Source organism: Ectopseudomonas chengduensis (assembly GCF_900102635.1).
Taxonomy (GTDB): domain Bacteria; phylum Pseudomonadota; class Gammaproteobacteria; order Pseudomonadales; family Pseudomonadaceae; genus Aquipseudomonas; species Aquipseudomonas chengduensis.
Window position 1 is genome coordinate 72,900 of the sequence record NZ_FMZQ01000013.1, and the last position, 17,893, is coordinate 90,792.

18 protein-coding genes and 1 tRNA gene are annotated in these 17,893 nt (G+C 63.2%); 2 read left to right on the forward strand and 17 right to left on the reverse strand.

The window, feature by feature from the left end; genetic code table 11:
* Positions 1–81 precede the first annotated feature (81 nt).
* Together BLS08_RS19125 and BLS08_RS19130 are read right to left on the reverse strand one after the other, a co-directional pair.
* A complete protein-coding gene (locus BLS08_RS19125; protein ID WP_090337186.1) occupies positions 82–411 on the reverse strand; it encodes a DUF2388 domain-containing protein in 330 nt (109 codons plus the stop codon).
* An 88-nt stretch (positions 412–499) separates the two neighbouring features.
* On the reverse strand, positions 500–754 hold the full coding sequence (locus tag BLS08_RS19130) for an NfeD family protein (RefSeq protein ID WP_090337188.1): 255 nt from the start codon (positions 752–754) through the stop codon (positions 500–502).
* A gap of 165 nt (positions 755–919) precedes the next feature.
* Between BLS08_RS19130 and BLS08_RS19135 the strand changes: the two genes are divergently transcribed.
* The gene (locus tag BLS08_RS19135) at positions 920–1,594 is read left to right on the forward strand and encodes a murein L,D-transpeptidase catalytic domain family protein (RefSeq protein ID WP_090337189.1); all 675 of its coding nucleotides are present in this window, start codon (positions 920–922) and stop codon (positions 1,592–1,594) included.
* On the opposite strand, the gene BLS08_RS19140 is transcribed toward BLS08_RS19135, so the two are convergent.
* A complete protein-coding gene (locus BLS08_RS19140; protein ID WP_090337191.1) occupies positions 1,569–3,353 on the reverse strand; it encodes a type IV pilus assembly ATPase TfpB in 1,785 nt (594 codons plus the stop codon). The two genes, BLS08_RS19135 and BLS08_RS19140, sit on opposite strands and share 26 nt — an antisense overlap.
* A gap of 122 nt (positions 3,354–3,475) precedes the next feature.
* The gene (locus BLS08_RS19145; protein WP_090337193.1) at positions 3,476–3,802 is read right to left on the reverse strand and encodes a hypothetical protein; all 327 of its coding nucleotides are present in this window, start codon (positions 3,800–3,802) and stop codon (positions 3,476–3,478) included.
* 127 nt (positions 3,803–3,929) lie between these two features.
* Here BLS08_RS19145 and BLS08_RS19150 point away from each other — a divergent pair, with 127 nt between their 5' ends.
* Positions 3,930–4,397: an Lrp/AsnC family transcriptional regulator gene (locus BLS08_RS19150; protein WP_090337195.1), complete on the forward strand. Its 468-nt coding sequence runs from the start codon at positions 3,930–3,932 to the stop codon at positions 4,395–4,397.
* A gap of 111 nt (positions 4,398–4,508) precedes the next feature.
* Here BLS08_RS19150 and BLS08_RS19155 read toward each other — a convergent pair whose 3' ends face one another.
* The 13 genes from BLS08_RS19155 to BLS08_RS19215 form a co-directional block, all read right to left on the reverse strand.
* Positions 4,509–5,180: a DUF502 domain-containing protein gene (locus BLS08_RS19155; protein WP_090337196.1), complete on the reverse strand. Its 672-nt coding sequence runs from the start codon at positions 5,178–5,180 to the stop codon at positions 4,509–4,511.
* A gap of 191 nt (positions 5,181–5,371) precedes the next feature.
* A complete protein-coding gene (gene dctM / locus BLS08_RS19160) occupies positions 5,372–6,652 on the reverse strand; it encodes a C4-dicarboxylate TRAP transporter large permease protein DctM (protein ID WP_090337198.1) in 1,281 nt (426 codons plus the stop codon).
* Entirely contained in the window at positions 6,649–7,278 is a 630-nt protein-coding gene (locus BLS08_RS19165) for a TRAP transporter small permease (RefSeq protein ID WP_090337199.1), read from the reverse strand. Before BLS08_RS19165 ends, dctM begins: the two co-directional genes overlap by 4 nt.
* Before the next feature lie 134 nt (positions 7,279–7,412).
* The gene (dctP, locus tag BLS08_RS19170; protein WP_090337201.1) at positions 7,413–8,405 is read right to left on the reverse strand and encodes a C4-dicarboxylate TRAP substrate-binding protein DctP; all 993 of its coding nucleotides are present in this window, start codon (positions 8,403–8,405) and stop codon (positions 7,413–7,415) included.
* Between the two features lie 294 nt (positions 8,406–8,699).
* Positions 8,700–10,085, reverse strand: coding sequence for a sigma-54-dependent transcriptional regulator (locus BLS08_RS19175; protein ID WP_090337203.1), 1,386 nt, complete (start codon positions 10,083–10,085; stop codon positions 8,700–8,702).
* Positions 10,082–11,896: a sensor histidine kinase gene (locus tag BLS08_RS19180; RefSeq protein WP_090337204.1), complete on the reverse strand. Its 1,815-nt coding sequence runs from the start codon at positions 11,894–11,896 to the stop codon at positions 10,082–10,084. The genes BLS08_RS19175 and BLS08_RS19180 overlap by 4 nt, the downstream gene beginning before the upstream one ends.
* 75 nt (positions 11,897–11,971) lie before the next feature.
* Entirely contained in the window at positions 11,972–12,835 is an 864-nt protein-coding gene (gene rfbD, locus BLS08_RS19185) for a dTDP-4-dehydrorhamnose reductase (RefSeq protein WP_090337207.1), read from the reverse strand.
* On the reverse strand, positions 12,832–13,380 hold the full coding sequence (gene rfbC, locus BLS08_RS19190) for a dTDP-4-dehydrorhamnose 3,5-epimerase (RefSeq protein WP_090337209.1): 549 nt from the start codon (positions 13,378–13,380) through the stop codon (positions 12,832–12,834). Before rfbC ends, rfbD begins: the two co-directional genes overlap by 4 nt.
* Entirely contained in the window at positions 13,377–14,249 is an 873-nt protein-coding gene (rfbA, locus tag BLS08_RS19195; protein WP_003464341.1) for a glucose-1-phosphate thymidylyltransferase RfbA, read from the reverse strand. Before rfbA ends, rfbC begins: the two co-directional genes overlap by 4 nt.
* Before the next feature lie 87 nt (positions 14,250–14,336).
* Entirely contained in the window at positions 14,337–15,398 is a 1,062-nt protein-coding gene (rfbB, locus tag BLS08_RS19200; protein WP_090337210.1) for a dTDP-glucose 4,6-dehydratase, read from the reverse strand.
* 133 nt (positions 15,399–15,531) lie between these two features.
* Positions 15,532–15,607: transfer RNA gene (locus tag BLS08_RS19205), tRNA-Thr, on the reverse strand.
* A 294-nt stretch (positions 15,608–15,901) separates the two neighbouring features.
* Complete coding sequence (locus BLS08_RS19210) at positions 15,902–17,116, reverse strand: methyltransferase (protein ID WP_090337212.1); 1,215 nt, start codon at positions 17,114–17,116, stop codon at positions 15,902–15,904.
* A 52-nt stretch (positions 17,117–17,168) separates the two neighbouring features.
* Positions 17,169–17,858: an ABC transporter permease gene (locus tag BLS08_RS19215; protein WP_090337321.1), complete on the reverse strand. Its 690-nt coding sequence runs from the start codon at positions 17,856–17,858 to the stop codon at positions 17,169–17,171.
* Between the last annotated feature and the right edge of the window lie 35 nt (positions 17,859–17,893).

Sequence of the window (17,893 nt, forward strand, 5' to 3'; positions counted from 1 at the left end):
GGCCTGATGTTCCGAAAAACTGAACGAAAAATGCCCGCTCCCTTTGGATGCGGGCATTTTTTTTGGGCGACTGGTTACGGCTCAGCGTGGGTTGTCAGCTGGCGCTGCCGAGGTGGCAAGAATGGCGCTGGCCAGTGCCATATCGTCGGCGTCCTGCAGTTGCGGGTTGGCGCTGCGCAGTTGCTGCATTGCCGCTTCCAGATGTGGGCCGCGGATTTCGCCGTTACTGGCGACGAAGCTGCTAGCATCCTCTTCGGCCGCCGCAACCAGCTTGCGATCCTTGAAGGTCAGATAGGTCGAGGCGGTGGTTGCGCCCGAGGAAAGAATATCGCGCAGCAGGCCATCGGCTGCTGCGGTCTGGGCGATCAGGCAGGCACTGAACGCCAGTGCGGCACGGCTCGTTACACGCATGAGGAAACTCCTTAAGGGTGGTTCCTATCCTAAGAGTCGCGTAAGCCGCTGGTGGTTCCTTGCTGGCGATGGCCGGTTGCCAGGCCGATCAGCTGCTGAGCTTGCGCGCCCGCTGCTGATGACGCCACCAAAGCAGCGCCGAAAGCATTGCCAGTGCGCCGAACAGCAGAAACTGCCAGACCCAGGGCAGGTCCGGGAACAGGTAGGTCAGTGCCCCGACGGCGACGGCCACCAGGCCGACCCACAGCAGGTAGCCTCCGGCGCCGAACACCTCGAGAATCAGCAGCAGGGTGGCCAGGGCCAACCAATCCCAGAACGACAAGTTTTGCAGGTAGGTGATCATGGGAAGACGCGGCTACCCATACTCAGACTGTTTGCTGATCGCCCTTCGGTGTACATCGCATAGACTCCATTGCCAGATCAATCAATCTAAGCACAGTCGCCTGGGCTCTGCCGCCGACCCCTTCGCAAGGCGGGCAGATGCCGGGCCATCCGTGGGAGCCAGGGCATGTTTGCGCGTTCGCTGATGGCGTTTTTGCTTACCGCTCTGCTGCTGGCAGGGCAGGGCGCCGTGGCCGATGAGCTGCTGAATGCCCTGCACCGTGCAGCGCCGCAGTTGGAAATACGTGCGTTGCACGGTGCGCTACAGGCGCTGCGGTGTGCCGAGCGTGAAGGTGCGGGTGAAGCCAAGCGGTTGGCGGTGATCGATTACTCGCATTCCTCGCTGGAGCGGCGCCTATGGGTTTTCGATCTGACGCACAGGCGTCTGCTGCAGCGTGAGTTCGTGGCCCATGGTCGCCAGTCCGGCGAGCTGTTCGCCGAGCGCTTTTCCAATCTGCCCGGCAGCCATCAGTCCAGCCTGGGTCTGTTTCGCGGTGCTGAAAGCTACAGCGGCCGGCATGGGCATTCGCTGCGCCTCGATGGCCTGGAGCCGGGCTTCAATGACCAGGCGCGTGCCCGTGCGCTGGTGATCCATGGCGCCGATTACGTGGCGCCGACATGGGCGCAGAGATACGGCCGCATGGGGCGCAGCCTGGGCTGTCCGGCGGTACAGCAGGAGGTGATTCGTGGGCTGGTGGAGCAGCTCAAGGATGGCCAGTACCTGTTCGCCTGGCACCCACTGTTGGTCGACGACCGCTATCTCGACTGCACGAGCATCAGCGTTGCTCGCTCTGTGGAGTGACGCGTAGCACTTCCTCGATGGTGGTCAGCCCGGCCGCGACCTTTTGCGCGCCGGACAGGCGCAGGCTGCGCATGCCGTCCTTGAAGGCGGCGCGGCGCAGGGCGGTAAGGTCGGTGTCGGCGTTGATCAGCGGCTTGATGGCGTCGTTGATCAGCATGATTTCGTAGACCCCGGCGCGGCCGCGATAGCCGGTTTCACGGCATTCCAGGCAGCCGACCGCGTGGTGCGCCTGGGTCGGCAATGGCGAGCTCCAAGGCCGGGTCAGGCCGTTCCAGGTGTCTTCGTCCAGTTGCACGGGTGCCTTGCAGTGCGGGCACAGGGTACGCACCAGACGCTGCGCCATGACGCCGAGGATAGTGGCCTTGAGCAGGTAGTGCGGCACGCCCAGTTCGAGCAGGCGGGTGATGGCGCTGGGCGCGTCGTTGGTGTGCAGGGTGGACAGCACCAGGTGGCCGGTCAGTGCCGCCTGTATCGCCATTTCGGCGGTTTCCAGGTCGCGGATCTCACCGACCATGATGATGTCCGGATCCTGACGCATCAGCGCGCGCACGCCGCTGGCGAAGGTCAGGTCGATGTTGTGCTGCACCTGCATCTGGTTGAAGGCGCCTTCGATCATCTCGATCGGGTCTTCGATGGTGCAGACGTTCACCTCCTCGGTCGCCAGTTGTTTGAGGGTGGTGTAGAGGGTGGTGGTCTTGCCCGAGCCGGTGGGGCCGGTGACCAGAATGATGCCGTTGGGCTGGCTGGTCATGCTGGCCCAGCGGCGCAGGTCGTCAGGAGAGAAGCCAAGCTGATCCGGGCTTTTCAGCAGTACTTCCGGGTCGAAGATACGCATCACCATCTTCTCGCCGAAGGCGGTCGGCAGGGTCGACAGGCGCAATTCCACTTCGCCGCCGTCCGGGGTCTTGGTCTTGACCCGGCCATCCTGTGGCTTGCGTTTCTCGGCGATGTTCATGCGCCCGAGGTTCTTCAGGCGGCTGACCACCGCCATGGTGACCTGGGCAGGGAACTGATAGACGGTATGCAGCACGCCGTCGATGCGAAAACGCACAGTGCCCTGCTCGCGGCGTGGCTCGATGTGGATATCGCTGGCACGTTGCTGGAAGGCGTACTGGAACAGCCAGTCGACGATGTTGACGATGTGCGCATCGTTGGCGTCCGGCTCCTGATCCTGGGCGCCGAGGCTGAGCAATTGCTCGAAGTTGCCGACCCCGCTGATCTTTTGATCGGTGGCATTGGCGCCGCTGACCGAGCGGGCCAGGCGATAGAACTCGGTGGTGAAGCGCTGGATATCGCTGGGGTTGGCCACCACGCGCTTGATCGGGCGCTTGAGTACGTGCACCAGGTTGGCCTCCCAGCTGTGCACCAGCGGCTGGCTGCTGGCGATGGTGACGCTTTCGCTGTCCACTGCCACGGCGAGGATCTTGTGACGCTGGGCGAAGGCGTAGGACATCAACGGGGTGATGGCCGGCACGTCGATCTTCAGTGGATCGATGCGCAGGTAGGGTTGGCCGGCGAAGTCGGCCAGCCAGACGGTAAGGGTTTCCAGGTCGAGCTTCTTGCCCGGGCGCGTCAGGTCGTTGACCTGCTGTGCGGCGAGGAACTCCAGCGGATGTTGGGTGTTGTTCAGTGAGCTGCGGCGAATCGCCAGGCACTGCTCGGCCACGTCCTGCTCGACCCGGCCCTGGGCCACCAGCTCACGCAGCAGGTCGCCAAGGTCCAGTACACGGTCAGGGGCGGTAGCGGTGAAGGCGGACATGCGAGCTCCTCGGGGTCGGCCTGAACAAGGTTAGCAGGCCGTTTTTCAACGGCCTTTCAGCCTGGCTAGGATGCCCGAAAAGCAGCACAAGGGCGAAGGCCCATGCGTGATGAGTCGCCGCTTCAGGCCACCTCCGTGACCAGGCTGTGATCCAGGTGTTGCCAGGTCACCTCCCATACGCAGACCAGGCTGCGCAGTTTCTGCGCCAGCACGCCGGCGCGATGCAGCGACAGGCCAGACAGACGCAGGCTGATATGCAGGTCGTCCTGCAGGCGTTCCATGTGCAAGGCCTCAGGTAATAACTGCAATTGTGCAAACAGCCCCAGCAGGCGGCACATCACGTCGGCTTCGGCGTCGGTGCGCAGCTGGTATTCAACGCAGGCGTCAGGGCGATCCTGCCAGGGATCGCGGCGGTTATGGGCGGACGGAAACGGGGTGGTATCTGGCATGGCGGAAGCTCGGGCAGGTTTTGCTTAAGTTTCCGCCCTAATTCGGCAAAAGTTCTGCCTGGTTTTATGGGTTATTCCAGGTTTCATGGATAAACTTGCCTTGTTAATCGGGTATTGGGGGTTTTTTATGTCCATCGTGCTGGATACTTACGACCAACGCATTCTTGCCCTGCTACAGGAAGATGCTGGTCTCTCCACTGCGGAGATCGCCGAGCGCATCGGTCTGTCGCAGTCGCCGTGCTGGCGCCGTATCCAGCGCCTCAAGGAGGAGGGGGTGATTCGCAAGCAGGTCACCCTGCTCGATCGCAAGCGCATCGGCCTGCACACGCAGGTGTTCGCTCAGGTCAAGCTCAACGCTCATGGGCGTTCCAACCTGACCGAGTTCGCCGAGGCTATGCGCGAGTTTCCCGAGGTGCTGGAGTGCCATGTACTGATGGGCGCGGTGGATTTCATGCTGCGCATCGTCACCCGCGATATCGAGGCGTATGAGCGCTTCTTCTTCGAGAAGCTGTCGCTGGTGCCAGGTATCCAGGAGGTGAACTCCATCGTCGCGCTGTCGGAGATCAAGTCCACCACCAGCTTGCCGCTTGCCTAAGGAAACGCCGAGAAAGCCGTCATGCCCGCGCAGGCGGGTATCCAGAACCTACGAGTCACCTGGGCTCCCGCCTTCGCGGGAGTGACGATAAATGGCTTTTTCAGAACATCCCTAAGGCTTGATCACCACCGGAGGCAACTGCTCGACATTACGCTTGCCAGGCGGCGTGAGGCCCATGGACACATAGATGCTGGTCAACTGATCCACCCCCATGTCGGCGGGGCGTATCCATGTCTCCGGTACGTAGAGCAGGCCGCCACCGACCGGAATCGGCGCGGTGGGAATGAGGATGGCGCAGTAGGCACGGCCTTCCAGTTCCACCGTCTCCGAGCTTGGGCGCAGAGCCAGTACCGCTGCGCCGTCACCACCGAAGAAACACCACACCGGCGCCATGGTGGTGATGTCCGGGTTCTTGCTCTTGTCCAGCAGGCCCACGAAGCGGTCGGCCAGGTTATAGAAGTTGCCGATCAGCGGCGTGCGCCGCAGGGTGCGGTCGAGCAGCCAGGACAGGGGCCGGCGCAGGCCCAGTTGCACGGCCAGGCCCAGTGGGTAGAGGCTGGCCAGCAGCACCAGGCAACCCAGTAGATAGGCCAGGTAACTGTTGCTGGAAAACGGTTGGCCGAGGGCGGCAGACAGCTGGCCGATCAGGGTCGAGGGGCCGACCAGGCGATTGAGCAGGCTGAATATCCAGGCCAGCAATGCCAGAGTCAGAACCAGTGGCAGCAACGACAACAGGCCTGTAAACCAGGTGGTGACGATGGATTTCAGGCTGCGCTTGATCATGTGACGGTTTCCTTGGCGATATCGAGCGTAACTTTACGTGACCACAGGCGCTTGTGTGCACTGCTGTGGAAATGTGCACGCACTCAAATGGCTACAGTAGTTTTCATCAGATTATTTCGCGCAAAAAAAGCCCGGCACAAAGGCCGGGCAGAGTGGGTACATGGAGTACCAAACAGCGTAGGTTTGAACCCTTACATGCCGAGCATGTTCGGCAAGCCGAGCGACACGGCAGGCACGTAGGTAATGATCACCAGGAAGCTGAGCAGCAGCATCAGCCAGGGCATCGCCGCGCGGATCACAGCCGTCAGCGGCATACCCGTCACCGCCGAGGTGACGAACAGGTTCAGCCCCACTGGTGGTGTGATCAGACCGATTTCCATGTTCACCACCATGATGATGCCCAGGTGGATCGGGTCGATGCCCAGTTGCATGGCGATGGGGAAGAGAATCGGTGCCAGGATCAGGATGATCGCCGACGGCTCCATGAAGGCACCGGCGATCAGCAGCACGATGTTCACTACCAGCAGGAACTGCCACGGCTGCAGACCCAGATCCACCACCCAGGCGGTGATCTGCTGCGGGATCTGCTCGGTGGTCAGTACGTGAGCGAAGAGCATGGCGTTGGCAATGATGAACATCAGCATGATGGTCAGCTTGCCGGACTCCAGCAGCACCTTCGGGCACTCGCGGATCTTCAGATCCTTGTACACGAACAGGGCGACGAAGCCGGCATATACCGCCGCCACGGCCGCAGCCTCGGTCGGGGTGAACATGCCGCTGTAGATACCGCCGAGGATGATCACCATCAGCAGCAGGCCCCAGAACGCTTCACGCGCGGCGCGCAGCCACTCGCGGAAGCTGGCGCGTGGCAGGGCTGGCAGCTTCTTGATGCGCGCGACGATGTAGATCGCGATCATCAGCACCAGGCCGAGCATCACGCCCGGAATCACACCGGCCATGAATAGCTTGCCCACCGACTGCTCGGTGGCGGCGGCGTACACCACCATCACGATCGACGGCGGAATCAGGATGCCCAGGGTACCGGCGTTACACACGATGCCGGCGCCGAAGGCCTGCGGGTAACCGGAACGCACCATGCCGGCGATGGCGATGGAGCCGACTGCGGCCACGGTCGCCGGCGACGAGCCGGACAGGGCGGCGAACAGCATGCACGCCAGTACCGCACCGATGGCCAGACCGCCACGGATGTGGCCGACGCAGGCGTTGGCGAAGTCGATCAGGCGCTTGGCCACGCCGCCGGTGGTCATGAAGGCACCGGACAGCAGGAAGAACGGAATGGCCAGCAGGGTGTAGTGTTCGGAGGTCTCGAACAGCTTGATCGCCAGCGAGCGCACCGAGTCCGGGCTGAACAGCATGATGGTGATCGAACCGGCCAGGCCGAGCGAGGCTGCAATCGGCACGCCGATGAACATCAGCAAAAACAGCAGCAGGAAGAGGAACAGAACGGTCATTGCTTGGGCTCCTCATGCTCATTGATTTTCAGGGCGTCAGCGGCTTCATCCGCCAGACCGAGGCCGGTCTGCTGGTCACGCAGAATGCGCACGAGGATTTCCAGGAAGCGGATGAACACCATGGCGTAGCCGAAGGGCACGATCATGCCGATATGCCATTGCTGGATGCCGTAGTGACCGAGGTCCTCGGCACCGATGCCGGCCTTGAACAGGGTGCTGACCCAGTCGTAGCTGCCGACCGCGATGAGGCCGGCGTAGCCCAGGCAGGCCGAGCAGGCGATCACGCCGATGACGCGCTGTACACCGCGTGGGGCCAGCTTGACCAGGGCATCGACACCGATGTGGCCGGCCGTGCGCACGCCATAGGCCAGGCCGAAGAAGATCAGCCAGCCGAACAGGGCCTTGGTCAGGGCGTTGCTCCAGGTCATCGCCTGGGCCATGTCGAGAATGGCGTCGCCGATGCCGAGCAGCAGCTCGTTACCGCCGAAGGTATCACCCAGCCAGTAGAACAGGGTGTAGAAGTTGTTGAGGATCACGTAGACGAATGTGATCAGCGTCATGGCCGCCAGGAGGAAAGCGATAAAGCCTTCCTCGAAGTGCTCCCAGACGCGCCGCAAGGCGTTCATGGTCGGTTCTCCCGAATGGAAAGGGCGTAAGGCAAACCGAGGGCCGGCTCACCGGTTGCTGCATGTTTCGATGCCCTTTGCGGGCGTCGTGGTGGAGCAGGGCAATTGCACCCTGCCCACCCGGCTCTCCGGCCTTATTGCTGGTTGGCGGCTTGCGCGGCCTTGATCAGGTCGGCACCGATCTCGCCTTCGAACTTCTGCCATACCGGCTGCATGGCGTCGCGCCATTGGCCGCGCTGCTCAGGCGTCAGGGTCAGGATTTCGGTGGTGCCGGCTTCCAGGATGCGCTGCTTGTCGCCTTCGTTGAGGGCGTCAGCCTGTTTGTTCACCTCGACGGTGACCTCGGCGATGATCTTGTTCAGCTCGTCGCGTACGTCAGCCGGCAGCCCGTCCCAGAACTTGGTGTTGGTGATCAGCATGTAGTCCAGCAGGCCATGGTTGGACTCGGTGATGTACTTCTGCACTTCGTGCATCTTCTGGCTGTAGATGTTCGAGTAGGGGTTCTCGGCACCGTTGACCACGCCAGTCTGCAGGCCCTGATAGACCTCGGCGAAGCTCATCTTGCGCGGGTTGGCGCGCACGGCCTTGAACTGCTCTTCCAGTACGGCGGAAGCCTGTACGCGGAACTTCAGGCCACGGGCGTCCTTCGGCTCCAGCAGCGCCTTGTTGGCCGACAGCTGCTTCAGGCCGTTGTGCCAGTAGGCCAGGCCGGTGATGCCCTTGTCGGTCATGGAGGTCAGTAGTTTCTGGCCTTCGGGGCTGTTCTGGAAGCGATCGACTGCGGCCATGTTGTCGAACAGGAACGGCAGGTCGAATACCTGCAGTTGCTTGGTGTAATGCTCGAACTTAGCCAGGGACGGGGCGATCATCTGCACGTCACCGAGCAGCAGCGCTTCCATTTCCTTGCCGTCACCGAACAGCGAGGAGTTCGGGTAGACCTCGACCTTGACCTTGTCGCCCAGGCGCTCTTCAGCCAGTTGCTTGAACAGCACGGCACCCTGACCTTTCGGGGTGTGCTCGGCAACCACGTGGGAGAATTTGATGACGATCGGGTCGGCAGCGTGAACCACGCCAGCGATGGACAGGGACAGAGCGCAAGCCAGCGCCTTGGCAGTCAGTTTGAACATGCGGATGCTTCCTCTTGTTGTGTTTATCGCATTGGCGCCAGTGGCGCTGCTAACGAACGGACAAGAGCAAGTCTAGGCGGCTTGGAGAAAAACGCCGGTGGCATCAGCGAGGCCTGGACTTGTGCTTGTGGGTTCGCTTGAGGCTAGCCTAGAGCAACCCTTGTGCCAGTCTGCTGCGAGCGAATGCCATGCATCATGAAAAGCCCGTGGCTACGGGCTTTGGCGGCGCTTGGTCTGAGGGCGCCCCTCGCTGTGGGGCGGTCTTTATCGATGAAGCTGGCGGTTTGCCGCCAGTTAGTCGAAGTCCTCTGGCGAGCTTCCGCCAACGCCGGAGAAGGTCAGGCCATGTTTGCGCAGTTTGTCGTGCAGGGTCTTGCGCGGTACGCCCAGGGCTTCGGCCAGGCTGCGTAGCGAGCCGTGCGGACGGCTCAACTCGGCGGCGATCAGCGCGCGCTCGAAGGCTTCGACCTGCTCGCTGAGCCCGCCATTGACCGGCGGCAGACTGGGCGCGTTGCTGTCGAGTGCCAACTCCAGGCCCAGCGCAAAGCGCTCGGCGGCGTTCTGCAGTTCGCGCACGTTGCCCGGCCATGGATGACGCAGCAGCAGCGCACGCTGCCCAGGTTGCAGTTCACGTGGCGCCAGGGCGTGGCGGGCGGCCGCCCCTTCGGCGAAATGCTGGAACAGCAGCAAGGCGTCCTCGCCGCGCTCGCGCAGCGGCGGGATGGACAGCGGTGCGACGTTGAGGCGGTAGTACAGGTCGGCGCGGAAACGCCCGGCGTCGGCAGCCTGGCGCAGGTCTTCCTTGGTCGCGGCGATCACACGGATGTCCAGCGGGATCAGCTGATTGCCACCCAGGCGTTCGACCACGCGCTCCTGCAGAAGACGCAGCAATTTGACCTGCACGTCCAGGCTCATGCTCTCGATCTCGTCGAGGAACAGGGTGCCGCCATTGGCGAACTCGAACTTGCCGATGCGCCGTTTCTGCGCACCAGTGAAGGCCCCGGCCTCGTGGCCGAACAACTCGCTTTCCACTACCGATTCGGCCAGCGCGCCGGCGTTGATGGCGACGAAGGGGCCGTCGCGGCGGCTGGACAGATCGTGCAGGGCGCGGGCGACCACCTCCTTGCCGGCGCCGGTCTCGCCCAGGATCAGCACATCGGTGGCGATGCTGGCAAGCGCACCGATCTGTTCGCGCAGGCGCTGCATGGCCGGCGATTGGCCAACCAGACGGCTGGACAGTTGCTGGCGGTCATTGAGCGCCATACGCAGGCTGCGGTTGTCCAGCACCAGGCGGCGCAGCTCCAGCGCGCGGCGTACGCTGTCAAGCAGGTCATCGTTGGCGAAGGGTTTTTCCAGGAAGTCGTAGGCGCCGGCGCGCATCGCCTGTACGGCCAGCGGCACGTCGCCATGGCCAGTGATCAGCAGCACCGGCAGCTCGGCATCACGCTCGCGCAATTGCTGCAGCAATTGCAGGCCATCGATGCCCGGCATGCGGATATCGCTGACCACCACGCCCGGCCAGCCTGCCGGAATGCGTGCGGCCAGGCCCTGCGCATCGCCCAGGCTGAGCACCTTGAGCCCGGCCAGGTCGAGCGTCTGGCTGAGCGCCTGGCGCAGATGGGCATCGTCGTCGATCAGCAGTACCTGAATGCGGCTGTCGATGGCGCTGTCGCTGGTCATGGCGAAGGATCCTCGGAAGGTTGCAGGTTGACGCCGGGAGCGGCCAGGCGCAGGCGTAGGGTGATCAGTGCGCCACCCTCGGGATGATTGGCCAGCAGTAGCTCGCCGTCCAGTGCGCGGATCAGGCTGTCGCAGATGGCCAGGCCAAGCCCCAGGCCTTGGGCGCTGGTCTTGGTGGTGAAGAAGGGCTCACGTGCGCGTGCCAGGGATTCGGCCGAGAAACCGGGACCGTTGTCGCGCAGCAGCAGGTCGAGGTGCTCGGCCTGATGTTCGAGGCTGATCCAGATACGTCGTGGTGGCGCCTTGGCGACCAGCGCATCGAGTGCGTTGCCAAGCAGATTGCCGAGCACCTGGCGCAGGCGTGTCTCACCGGCCTGAACCCAGAGGGTGGCATCCGGCAGGTCGCGAATCAGTTCTACGTCCATGGCCCGGCGGCGCTTGGCCAGCAGGGCCAGGGCATCGTCCAGCGCCGGTTGCAGGGCGACGCGCTCCGGCGCATGGCGGTCGCGGCGGGCGAATGCGCGCAGATGGGCAATGATCGAGGCCATGCGTTCGGTCAGCTCGCTGATCAGCTTGAGGTTGGCACGGGCATCGTCGTTGCGCTGGTGATCGAGCAGGGTGCTGGCATTTTCGGCGTAACTGCGGATCGCCCCCAGCGGTTGATTGAGTTCGTGGCTGATGCTGGCGCTCATGGTGCCGAGCGCCGACAGTTTGCCGGCCTGAACCAGTTCGTCCTGAGCGCGCACCAGTTCCTGCTGGGCCTGCTCGCGTTCGAGCACTTCCTGCTTGAGGCGGCTGTTGAGCAGCTCCAGATCCTGCGTGCGTTCGGCGACGCGCTGCTCCAGTTCGGCCTTGGCGCGAGCGTCCAGAGCAATGCGTTCCAGGTAATGACGGCGACGCAGGATCAGCAGGCCCAGCAACAACAGCAGCGCCAGCAGCGCGGCCGCCCCGACGGCCACGGCGCTACGCACGGGGCGGTCGAGGAGGATGCGTGGAGCGAGAATGCTCACCGTCCAGCCGGTTTCTTCCAGAGCGCGGCTTTGTGTCAGCCAGGCGTTGGGATCGATATCGAGCAGGGGCGGCGCCTGGGTCGGGTAGGGCTGGTTGGCGGCGATGGCCGATTGCTCGACGCGGTCCAGCGGGCGACTGGCGTGAAAGCGCCAGTCCGGGCGCGAGGTGAGGATGACCACGCCGTTGGTATCGGTCACCAGCAACTGTTCAGGCGTGTTGCCCCACAGCGTTTCGGTGTGGTCGAGGTCGACCTTGACCACCAGTGCGCCGATATTGTGGTCGTCCTCGTGCACTGGGTAGGCAAAGTAGTAACCGCGCTTGCCGGACGTTGTACCCAGGCCGAAGAAGCGTCCCAGGCGCCCGGCCAGCGCTTCACGAAAATACGGGCGAAAGGCGAAGTTGCCGGCGACGAAGCTGTCGGGCTTGTCCCAGTTGGAGGCGGCCAGGGTGACGCCGCGATTATTCATCAGGTAGATCACGTCGGCACCGGTCTGCCGCTTGATGCGCGCCAGCAGGCGATTGGCGGTGTCCAGTGCGGCAGGGTCTTCGGGCGCGTGCAGGGCTGCGCGTACACCTGGAAGATCACCGAGAATCTGCGGCAGCACCTCGTAACGACGCAGCGTACCGAGCAGGTTGGCCACATACAGATCGAGGGTTTGCCGGTTCTGCTCGATCAGTACTTCGCGGTAGTAGCGCTCGGCCAGGAAGTGAACGGGCCACAGCAGTGGCGCAAGCAGCAGCGCCAGCAGCACGAGGCTGCGCCAGCGCAGGCGACGGGGAGTGGCAGTGTTCGTGCTCATGGCAAACCGTGCAGAAATGATCGGCGCATTATGCACGTTAAGTGTGCGGCCGGTGATGGGCGCCGGCCGCTACCGTCAGTTCATGCGTTGCAGGCAGGCGTCCAGCGCCGTGCGCCAGTCCGGCAGGCGAATCTGCCAGGCTTGTTCCAGGCGCTCGCCGTCCAGGCGTGAGTTGAGCGGGCGTTGCGCCGGCGTCGGGTATTCGCTGCTGGGGATGGGGCGCAGCCTGGCGCAAGGCCTGCCGGCCGCGCGCAGATGCTCGGCGATGGCGCTGGCGAAACCGAACCAGCTGGTTTCGCCCTGGCAGGTCAGGTGGTAGGTACCCCAGCGCTGGCGTCCTTGTTGCCACTTTTCGATCAGCTCGGCGGTGGCGCTGGCGATGCTGCCGGCCCAGGTCGGCGCGCCGATCTGGTCGTCGACCACGCTGAGCTCTTCGCGCTCCTGCAGCAGGCGCTGCATGGTCAAGAGGAAGTTGCGCCCGTATTGCGAATAGACCCAGCTGGTGCGCAGGATCAGGTGATCGCAGCCGCTGATGCGCAGCGCCTGTTCACCGGCCGCCTTGCTGGCGCCGTAGACGCCCAGCGGATGTGGCGTATCGGCTTCACGGTAAGGCGTGGTCTTGCTGCCATCGAAGACGTAGTCGGTGGAGTAGTGAATCAGCGGAATGTCCAGTTCGAAGCAGGCATCGGCGATGGCACGCGGCGCCTCGGCATTGATGGCGAAGGCCAGCTCGCGTTCCTGTTCGGCCTGGTCGACGGCGGTGTACGCGGCGGCATTGATTACCAGCGCCGGTCGCTCGCGCAGGATGATGTCGCCCAGGGTTTCCGGGCGCGACAGGTCGAATGCCTGGCGACCGAGGCTGACCAGCTCGTGTTTGCTCAGGGCCAGTTGCAGTTCACGCGCGACCTGACCGGTATGGCCGCTGATCAGAATCTTCATGCGAAGGTCTCGGCGTCGGTCAGACTCAGGCCCTGTTGGTCTTTGGCCGAGAGTTGTGGCGACAGACCGTCGAGCGGCCAGTCGATGGCCAGTTGCGTGTCGTCCCAGCGGATGCAGCGCTCGTGAGCCGGGGCGTAGTAGTCGGTGGTCTTGTAGAGGAACTCGGCGTACTCGCTGAGCACCAGAAAACCGTGGGCGAAGCCTTCCGGCACCCACAGCTGGCGCTTGTTCTCGGCTGACAAATGCACGCCGACCCACTTGCCGAAATTCGCCGAGCTGCGGCGTACGTCGACCGCGACGTCATAGACCTCGCCGGCGCTGACGCGCACCAGCTTGCCCTGGGCCTGCTGCAGTTGATAGTGCAGGCCGCGCAGTACGCCGCGCGCCGAGCGTGAGTGGTTGTCCTGGACGAACTCGCGGGTTACCCCGGTGGCTTCGGCAAAGCGCCGTGCGTTGAAACTCTCGTAGAAGAAGCCGCGTTCGTCACCGAATACCTGAGGTTCGAGAATCAGCACTTCCGGCAATGCAGTGGTAATCACCTTCATGGGAGTTCCTCGGCAAGCTTGTACAGGTACTGACCGTAGCCGGTCTTGCCCAGTGCCTTGGCGCACGCGAGTAGTTGTTCGCGGTCGATCCAGCCCTGCTGGTAGGCGATCTCTTCCAGGCAGGCGACCTTCAGACCCTGGCGTTTTTCTACCGTCTGCACGTAATGCGAGGCATCCAGCAGGCTGTCGTGAGTGCCGGTGTCGAGCCAGGCGAAGCCTCGACCGAAACGCTCCACGCGCAGGTCGCCACGGGCCAGATAGGCGTTGTTCACGTCGGTGATTTCCAGCTCGCCGCGTGGCGAGGGCTTGACCGCCTTGGCGATCTGCACCACATCGTTGTCGTAGAAATACAGGCCGGTCACGGCAAAGCTGGACTTGGGTTGTGCCGGTTTTTCCTCGATCGACAGCGCATTGCCAGCCGCATCGAATTCGACCACGCCAAAACGTTCGGGGTCGCTGACCCAGTAGCCGAAGACCGTGGCGCCGCTATTGTGGGTGGCCGCGCGCAGCAGCTTCTCGGTGAAGTGCTGACCATGGAAGATGTTGTCGCCGAGGATCAGGCATACCGAGTCGTCACCAATGAACGACTCGCCGATCAGGAAAGCCTGCGCCAGGCCGTCGGGAGAAGGTTGCTCGGCATACTGCAGTTCGATGCCGAACTGGCTGCCGTCACCGAGCATCTTGCGGAAGTTGGGCAGATCTTCGGGGGTGGAGATGATCAGAATCTCGCGAATGCCGGCCAGCATCAGCACCGACAACGGGTAGTAGATCATCGGCTTGTCATAGATCGGCAGCAGTTGCTTGGACACGCCGAGGGTAATGGGGTGCAGGCGGGTGCCGGAGCCACCGGCGAGGATGATGCCTTTCATGTTTTCTATGTTCCTTGTCGATGCGTAGGGCGGGTGCAACCCGCCGCTGCCTGGCTGGCGGGTTGTACCCGCCCTACGTCTTGAGCTCTAGAGTGCTCCGAGTCGCTGGCCCTGATAGCTACCATCCTGCACGCGGCGGCACCAGTCGAGGTTGTCCAGGTACCACTGCACCGTCTTGCGCAGCCCGGTTTCGAAGGTTTCCTGCGGTATCCAGCCCAGCTCGCGCTCGATCTTGCCGGCGTCGATGGCGTAGCGCAGGTCATGGCCCGGGCGATCCTGCGCATAGGTGATCAGGTCTTCATAGCGCGCGATACCGGCCGGCTTCTGCGGCGCCAACTCTTCCAGTAGCGCGCAGATGGCGCGCACCACATCGAGGTTCTTCTGCTCATTGTGGCCGCCGATGTTGTAAGTCTCGCCGACCTTGCCCTCGCTGACCACCTTGAGCAGGGCGCGCGCGTGGTCTTCCACGTACAGCCAGTCGCGTACTTGCTGACCATTGCCGTACACCGGCAGCGGTTTGCCCGCCAGGGCGTTGAGGATCATCAGCGGGATCAGCTTTTCAGGGAAATGATAGGGGCCGTAGTTGTTCGAGCAGTTGCTGATCAGTACCGGTAGACCATAGGTGCGCTGCCAGGCGCGTACCAGATGGTCGGACGCCGCCTTGCTCGCCGAATACGGTGAGCTGGGCGCGTAAGGGGTGGTTTCGGTAAAGAGATCGTCGACGCCATGCAGGTCGCCGTATACCTCGTCGGTGGATATGTGATGGAAACGAAAGGCCGCCTTGCGCTCAGCGCTCAGGCCAAGCCAGTAGGCGCGGGTGCTTTCCAGCAGGCTATAGGTACCGACGATATTGGTCTGGATAAAGGCCGCTGGGCCATCGATGGAGCGGTCGACGTGGGACTCGGCGGCCAGGTGCATGATGGCGTCGGGCTGGAACTCGGCCAGCGTCTGCGCGACCACAGGGCTGTCGGCGATATCCGCCTGGACGAAGCGGTAGCGCGGGTTGTCATCAACGGGGGCAAGCGATTCCAGGTTGCCGGCGTAGGTCAACTTGTCGAGGTTGAGTACGTCATGCTCGGTACTTTGGATCAGGTGGCGAATCAGCGCCGAACCGATGAAGCCGGCGCCGCCGGTAACAAGAATGCGCATCTGCTCATAACCTCGCTATGTAACCTTTCGCCATACCCACGAGCCGAGTGCGGTAAGTGCAATGAACAAGCGACGGATGTGGGCAGGAGCAAAAACAAAAAAGGCCTGCATGAAAGCAGGCCCTGATATTAGATGGTGCCGGCACCAGGAGTCGAACCCGGGACCTACTGATTACAAGTCAGTTGCTCTACCAGCTGAGCTATACCGGCACTGAAGGGCCGCCATTATATCCATTCATCGGCCTGAGTAAAGCCACCTTCGAGCCAGGTTTTTCCGGGCTCGGCTATCAGAAGCTTCTGGCTTATGCACAAAGAGAAGGCGCGTGCGACGGTGGCGCACCGGCTCTGTGCATTCGATCACGATTTTTCGCAAGTTATTGTTTTTGCTAGGGCTTCGAAGGCTGTTCGAAAAATGATCAGATGTCTACGAGGCAATTCCCAAGTGGCTTTGCAGCATTTGCCCAGAAAGGATCAACAGAGTTATCCACAGCTTCTGTGTGCAACTCAGGCGCGCTCGGCCAGCAGCAGCAGGTTGCGCGGGCTCAGCTGGTAATCGCAGAAGGTGCCCAGCTTCACCCTATAGCCCTGTTCCTGCAGATACAGGGCGCGGTCGAGCAGTAGCCAGAGTTCCAGTGGCCGGCGGAACAGGTTGCGCAGCAACTCCAGATTGCGCACTTCGGCCAGGCGTTGCCAGCCGCGAGCTTCCAGCTCCGGCCAGTCCTGCTCACCGGGTAGTGGCACGTCGCGCAGCATGGCGAGGTCATGGCAGAAGCGGGCGAAAGATTTGCTGAACCAGTCGCTGGGCAGCGACGGCGTTGGCAGGTATTCATCGATGCCGCGTAGCTGGCGTTGCAGCAGATCGAAAGCCAGGCGCCAGGCCATCGACTGATTGCGCTGTCGGCGTACACGGGCACCTGCCGTGACGGTCTCGCTCAATGGCAGGCCGAGATCGTCGCGTGAAAGCCGCAATGCGGACGCTTGTGCGGCAGTCGAGAGGGCTTGGTACTGCAGGCCGGCGATGCGGTTGTAGCAGCAGGGCGCCACCGCCAGTTGTGGGCATCCGTTGCGGCTGGCCAGTTGCAGCAGGCGGACATGCAGGTCGCCACAGGCGTGCAGGGCCACCGGGGTATGTTCTTTCGTCAGGCGTTCGTCGCAATCATCGGCAAGCACATCCTGCCGTAGGTGTGCGGCAGCCAGTCCCAGGCGTTTGCTCAGTGCGCTACCGGACTCGATCAGTGCTGGATCGTGCTCCAGGCAGGTCAGGTGCTGGTCATCCTGAGTCAGCCAGCGACCGAGGTGGCCCTTGCCGGCGCACCAGTCGAGCCAGTGCGCGGGGCGCTGGCGAAACTGCAGGTGGCTGGCAAAGGCCTGGATCTGCGCCAGCTTCCTGCCGGGTACATCGACGCTCAAGGCGTGCGCGCGCGGCGGACTGTTCAGACTCGGAATTTCGCCCAACTGACTAAGAGCTTGCGCCTGGCGGGCCAGGTCGGGAAAGGGCGCAGGTGCAGAGAGTGCGAAGGGGCTGTTGTCGCTGGCCTCAGCCTGCTCCAGGGAGCGGCTGCGCAGCCAGGTAGCGAGTTCCGCCAGCTCCGTTTCCCAGGGCAGCTGCAGGTGATGAAACGGCCGAGGTCGCCAGAGCGCCTGATGCTGCAGAAGAAAACTGTCCAGGGCCCGGAAGCGAGCGAGCAGATCGCCAGAGGTAAGGATGGGCTCGGACATGGCGCTCATGCGTCTGGTTGAACCGGGCTGCCAAGTGGGCCGCCCGATTGGCTTAGCGACCCTGGCAGGCGTCGACGCGCAGCCAGCGCTCCAGCAGGCGGAAGGCGCGCACCAGAACGAAGGCGATGACCAGGTAGAACAGGCCTGCGGCAAAGAAGATCTCCACCGGCAGATAGGTGCGCGCGATGATGGTGCGCGCCATGCCGGTCAGCTCCAGCAGCGTCACGGTGCTGGCCAGGGCGCTGGCCTTGAGCATCAGGATCACTTCGTTGCTGTAGGCCGGCAGGCCGATGCGCGCGGCGCGCGGCAGGATGATGTAGAACATGGTCTTGGCTCGCGACATGCCCAGTGCGCGTGCCGCTTCCACTTCACCGGGTGGCACGGCCTGGATGGCGCCGCGCAGGATTTCGGCGATATAGGCGGCGGTGTGCAGGGTCATGGTGATGATCGCGCACCAGTACGGTGAGCGCAGGTAGGGCCAGAGTGGGCCCTGGCGCACGGCGTCGAATTGCGCCAGGCCGTAGTAGACCAAAAACAGCTGTACCAGCAGCGGTGTGCCGCGGAAGAAGAAAATGTAGCCATAGGGCAGGGCGCGCACGTACCAGTGCTTGGAGGCGCGGGCGATGCCCATCGGCAGTGCGAGGATCAGGCCGGCAACGACCGCGATGGCCACCAGCTCCAGGGTCAGCAGCGCGCCTTGCGATAGACGCGGCAGCCATTTGATGATCACCGCCCAGTTCAGGCTGGAGAGGCTCGTCCAGAGCGCCAGTGCGATGA

Bases quoted from the DNA above. Each gene is read 5' to 3' on its own strand.
- BLS08_RS19125 (WP_090337186.1), bottom strand. From the start codon at position 411: ATGCGTGTAACGAGCCGTGCCGCACTGGCGTTCAGTGCCTGCCTGATC.
- BLS08_RS19130 (WP_090337188.1), bottom strand. From the start codon at position 754: ATGATCACCTACCTGCAAAACTTGTCGTTCTGGGATTGGTTGGCCCTG.
- BLS08_RS19135 (WP_090337189.1), top strand. From the start codon at position 920: ATGTTTGCGCGTTCGCTGATGGCGTTTTTGCTTACCGCTCTGCTGCTG.
- BLS08_RS19140 (WP_090337191.1), bottom strand. From the start codon at position 3,353: ATGTCCGCCTTCACCGCTACCGCCCCTGACCGTGTACTGGACCTTGGC.
- BLS08_RS19145 (WP_090337193.1), bottom strand. From the start codon at position 3,802: ATGCCAGATACCACCCCGTTTCCGTCCGCCCATAACCGCCGCGATCCC.
- BLS08_RS19150 (WP_090337195.1), top strand. From the start codon at position 3,930: ATGTCCATCGTGCTGGATACTTACGACCAACGCATTCTTGCCCTGCTA.
- BLS08_RS19155 (WP_090337196.1), bottom strand. From the start codon at position 5,180: ATGATCAAGCGCAGCCTGAAATCCATCGTCACCACCTGGTTTACAGGC.
- dctM (WP_090337198.1), bottom strand. From the start codon at position 6,652: ATGACCGTTCTGTTCCTCTTCCTGCTGCTGTTTTTGCTGATGTTCATC.
- BLS08_RS19165 (WP_090337199.1), bottom strand. From the start codon at position 7,278: ATGAACGCCTTGCGGCGCGTCTGGGAGCACTTCGAGGAAGGCTTTATC.
- dctP (WP_090337201.1), bottom strand. From the start codon at position 8,405: ATGTTCAAACTGACTGCCAAGGCGCTGGCTTGCGCTCTGTCCCTGTCC.
- BLS08_RS19175 (WP_090337203.1), bottom strand. From the start codon at position 10,085: ATGACCAGCGACAGCGCCATCGACAGCCGCATTCAGGTACTGCTGATC.
- BLS08_RS19180 (WP_090337204.1), bottom strand. From the start codon at position 11,896: ATGAGCACGAACACTGCCACTCCCCGTCGCCTGCGCTGGCGCAGCCTC.
- rfbD (WP_090337207.1), bottom strand. From the start codon at position 12,835: ATGAAGATTCTGATCAGCGGCCATACCGGTCAGGTCGCGCGTGAACTG.
- rfbC (WP_090337209.1), bottom strand. From the start codon at position 13,380: ATGAAGGTGATTACCACTGCATTGCCGGAAGTGCTGATTCTCGAACCT.
- rfbA (WP_003464341.1), bottom strand. From the start codon at position 14,249: ATGAAAGGCATCATCCTCGCCGGTGGCTCCGGCACCCGCCTGCACCCC.
- rfbB (WP_090337210.1), bottom strand. From the start codon at position 15,398: ATGCGCATTCTTGTTACCGGCGGCGCCGGCTTCATCGGTTCGGCGCTG.
- BLS08_RS19210 (WP_090337212.1), bottom strand. From the start codon at position 17,116: ATGTCCGAGCCCATCCTTACCTCTGGCGATCTGCTCGCTCGCTTCCGG.